At 62.1% G+C, this 3834-nt stretch carries 4 protein-coding genes; 2 read left to right on the top strand and 2 right to left on the bottom strand.

Features of this window, described 5'->3' with window-relative positions; genetic code table 11:
* Window positions 1–372: hypothetical protein (locus VGL22_RS16105; protein ID WP_465267962.1), on the top strand; the 372-nt coding region annotated here is incomplete at its 5' end.
* A gap of 13 nt (window positions 373–385) precedes the next feature.
* Here VGL22_RS16105 and VGL22_RS16100 read toward each other — a convergent pair.
* Window positions 386–1927: a sulfatase family protein gene (locus VGL22_RS16100; RefSeq protein WP_465267961.1), complete on the bottom strand. Its 1542-nt coding sequence runs from the start codon at window positions 1925–1927 to the stop codon at window positions 386–388.
* 120 nt (window positions 1928–2047) lie between these two features.
* Here VGL22_RS16100 and VGL22_RS16095 point away from each other — a divergent pair, with 120 nt between their 5' ends.
* Window positions 2048–3262: an anaerobic sulfatase-maturation protein gene (locus VGL22_RS16095; RefSeq protein WP_465267960.1), complete on the top strand. Its 1215-nt coding sequence runs from the start codon at window positions 2048–2050 to the stop codon at window positions 3260–3262.
* Between the two features lie 24 nt (window positions 3263–3286).
* Here the strand turns inward: VGL22_RS16095 and VGL22_RS16090 are convergent, their stop codons facing one another.
* Window positions 3287–3709 (bottom strand): hypothetical protein, encoded by a 423-nt coding sequence (locus VGL22_RS16090; RefSeq protein WP_465267959.1) that lies wholly within the window; start codon window positions 3707–3709, stop codon window positions 3287–3289.
* Window positions 3710–3834: the final 125 nt, after the last annotated feature.

Here is a 3834-nt window from a genome sequence, read left to right as displayed (position 1 = left end):
GTCACGGCTGCGGGGACGATCTACTTAGGGGGCGTGTTCGGGATGTGGACGGCGTTCTATCGGGGGCTGGGAGGCGTGGACCCGAGCCAGCTTGAAGGCGCTATCGCGACCTTCCGCGCCATGACGGCGCCGCAGGGTCCGTTTCTGCTTACAACGAATCTGGCAAAGCTGGCCATGGTGGGACTGGCGGCGCAGAGCCTTGTGCTCTGGGGCCTTGCCAATGTGCGGCGCGCGGCCCCGGTGCTGATCTGCGCGGGATCCACTCTGTTCCTGGCGTTCTGGGATCTGGACAACTGGATGCTGATCGGCATGTCCCTGATCCTGGCGGGATTCCTGCTGCTGCGGCCGGCATTTGCGGGGGTGGAATCTTGACGGTCAGCGCGGATTATTTCGGCCTTGGCAAATCCGACTCCGAGGTTGTGGGCGGGCCGGGGTGGGCGGGAATCCCGGTGGGTTTGTACTCGTAGGTGTCCTGCGTGTCTTTGCGCAGGGCGTCCATGCGCTCTTTCAGTTGGGCTGTGAGTTGTTGGAATTCAGGCTTGCCGTAGAGATTGTTCATCTCGTCGGGATCGCTCTTGACGTGGTAGAGCTCCCACTCCTGCGGCTCGGTGAAGTAGTGGATCAGCTTGTACTCGCCGGTACGCACGCCGCGGCAGGGGCGGACATTTTCAAAGCCTGGATACTCGTAGTACTCGTAAAGCCAATCCTTGCGCCAGGGCACCTGCCTGCCTTCCGCCAGAGGCAGAAAGCTCTTGCCCTGCATGTCAGAGGGCACGGGAACTCCGGCGATATCGAGCAGGGTGGGGGCGATGTCGAGGTTGAGGACCATTTCCTCAGAGTTGACGCCGGGCTTCACTTTTCCCGGATAGCGCAGCATCATGGGCACGCGGATGGACGGCTCATACATCAGGCGCTTGTCGTAGAAGTGATGCTCGCCAAGGAAGAAGCCGTGGTCGGAGCTGAGCAGGACGGCGGTCTGCCCGGCGAGATTCTGGCGCTCGAGTTCCTTCCAGATCGCGCCCACGTTGCGGTCGTTGTCCTCGACGCCGACATAGTGATTTTTGACCAGTTCCTCGAGGGAGCGGGGATCGTCGTTGTAGACCTCGGAGTAACCGACCTTGTTGTCGGCCTCTGCCACGCCGCGGGGCTTGCCGGGGTAGCCGTTCAGGTCCTCATCAAAGCTGGGCGGCTTGGGGATGGGCACTCCGTTGAAGTCATTGACCATGTCTTTGGGGCGGAAGAAGGGCGCGTGCGGCGCGTAGAACCAGAGGAAGAGGCAGAACGGTTTGGTGCGTTTCTGCTGCAGCCACGCGACGGCCTTGCGGGTGAGGAGGGTGTCGACATACTCGCCTGCGTAAGTTTTGGCGGGGCCGTACTGGCCGCGGACGCCTTCGGTGATGCGGGGACGGTAGTAGTCCGCCTGCCCGACGAAGCCGAAGTAGTAGTCCCACTTGTGTTCCATGAGCGCGCCGACGATGTGGGACTTGCCCAGGAAGGCGGTCTCATAGCCGGCCTGCTGCAACAGATCGGAGACGAGGGGGAAACGCGGGGGAATCTTGCCTTCGACGTTGGAGACGGCGCCGGTGGTGTGCGAGTACATGCCGGTGAGCATGGTGGCGCGCGAAGGGAGACAGAGTGCGTTGACCACGAAGCCGTTGCGGAAGGTGCAGCCCTCACGCCCGATGCGATCCATGTTCGGGGTTTGGAGAAGCTTGTTGCCGGCGGAAGAGAACTCGTCCCAGCGGAGGCCTTCGCCGACGAAGCAGACGATGTTGGGGCGGCTGCTGCTGCTCTGATGGAGGCTGCCCTGGTCCGGACTGCTCGCATCCTGGAGTCCGCGCGCGAACGTCTCCAGCGAATCGAGCCCGCACGCGGAGGCGCCGATCGATCCTGCAAGGGTTTTGAGAACGCTTCGGCGGGTTTCCATATCGCAGTCTGCAAGTGAAACGCGGTGGGGCAATGCGGGTCAAGCGGGAAGTAGGAACGGAGCGGTTGCGGAAGCATGATGCGGCGACAGACGCGTATGATCGCATCGAGCAGAATCCCCATGCCGACCGCGCCCTTCCACATCATGACGAAGCCGATCGGGCCGATTTGCAATCTCGATTGCAAATACTGCTTCTACCTGGAGAAGGAAAAGCTCTATCCGGGTACGCGGGAGTGGGCCATGCCGCGGGAGACGCTGGAGCGCTATGTACGGGAGTATATTGCGGCGCAGGATACGGAAGAGGTGCATTTCGCATGGCAGGGCGGAGAGCCCACGCTGCTGGGCGTTGACTTTTTCCGCACCGTGGTGGAGTTGCAACAGCAGTATGCCGGCGGCAAGGCGATCTATAACGCGCTGCAGACCAACGGCACGCTGCTGGATGACGCATGGGGAGAGTTCCTGGCGGCGAACGGATTTCTGGTGGGGATCTCGATCGACGGGCCGCGGGAGATTCACGATTTCTATCGCGTGGACAAGGGCGAGGCGCCTACGTTCGATCGCGTGATGCGAGGGCTGGGCAAGCTTAAGGAACACGGCGTGGAGTTCAACACTCTGACGGTGGTGAACCGCCACAACTCCGCCGTCCCGCTGGAGGTGTACCGGTTCCTGAAGGAGATCGGAAGCAAGTTTCTGCAGTTCATTCCTGTTGTGGAGCGCAGAGCTGCGCGGGCGGATGGAAATGGGCTGGTGCTGATCGAACCGGCCTTTGCGGAAGCGGCGGAGGTGACGGATTGGTCGGTTGAGCCGATGGCGTTTGGCGTGTTCCTGGCGCGCATCTTCGACGAATGGGTAAAGCAGGATGTGGGGCGCACGTTTGTGCAGATGTTCGATGTGGCGCTGGAGAGCTGGATGGGCATGGAGGCGAGCCTGTGTGTCTTCCGCAAGACGTGCGGCTCGGCGCTGGCTATGGAACACACGGGCGATGTGTACTCCTGCGATCATTTTGTTTACCCGGAGCACAGGCTGGGGAATCTCGCCGAGACAGGCCTGGAAGCGATGGTGAGTTCTCCGCAGCAGGTTGCGTTCGGCAGGGCGAAGCTGGAGACGCTGCCGCGCATGTGCCGGCAGTGCGAGGTGCGCTTTGCCTGCAATGGCGAGTGCCCCAAGCACCGCTTTCTGCATACGCCTGACGGCGAGCCGGGATTGAATTACTTGTGCGCGGGATACAAGCACTTTTTCCGGCACATCGATCCCTATATGCGGTTCATGGCGGGGGAACTGCGGGCAGGAAGGCCGCCGGCGGGGATCATGCGGTATGTTGGCGGACGGCGCTGACGCGCGGTCTTGGCGGGTAGAGTCTCAGGCGAGTTGCATGAGGCGCAGTTTGCCGCCGACCCAGGCGGTGGGCAGAGCAAGAACGACGAGCGCGATGGGATACCAGTGCGGGCCAAGAGGCATGTTCCAGGTGGCGATGGCTCCGGCAAGGGCGAGAACCGTGCCGATGGCGCCGCCGATCAGCGCATGCGTCATGGGCTGGTAAGGAGCCAGGCGGGCTGTGACCCAGGCGCTGAGGATACCGAAGAGTGTGCGATAGGCAGTGGCGACGGCAAGCTGACCTGAGGAGTTCGGCTGGCCGAGGGGAGGATAGAAGTGAGTCTTGTGCAGGATGAAATCCGTGAGGATGGAGAGCACGACGGCCACGGCAAATCCGGCGAGGATTGCGAGGATGCTGCGACCGAGGCGACGCGGGGTGGCGGAGGTCTGGGCGGGACTGTTGCTCATGGTGCAGACCTCCCCAATCGCGAGTCAACAAAAGGTGGGTGCCGGTCAATTGGCAGGAGAGCTTCGCGTCTATTGATAGCAAGCCTGGGGAGGTCAGGCAAGTGTATAGTATGGCCTTAATTCCC

Origin of the sequence: Occallatibacter sp. (genome assembly GCF_036502485.1) — a bacterium.
In the GTDB taxonomy this organism is placed as follows: Bacteria; Acidobacteriota; Terriglobia; order Terriglobales; family Acidobacteriaceae; genus Telmatobacter.
Note: the sequence above shows the minus strand (reverse complement) of the source record. Positions and strands in the feature narration are given on the sequence as shown.

Bases quoted from the DNA above. Each gene is read 5' to 3' on its own strand.
- VGL22_RS16100 (WP_465267961.1), bottom strand. From the start codon at position 1,927: ATGGAAACCCGCCGAAGCGTTCTCAAAACCCTTGCAGGATCGATCGGC.
- VGL22_RS16095 (WP_465267960.1), top strand. From the start codon at position 2,048: ATGCCGACCGCGCCCTTCCACATCATGACGAAGCCGATCGGGCCGATT.
- VGL22_RS16090 (WP_465267959.1), bottom strand. From the start codon at position 3,709: ATGAGCAACAGTCCCGCCCAGACCTCCGCCACCCCGCGTCGCCTCGGT.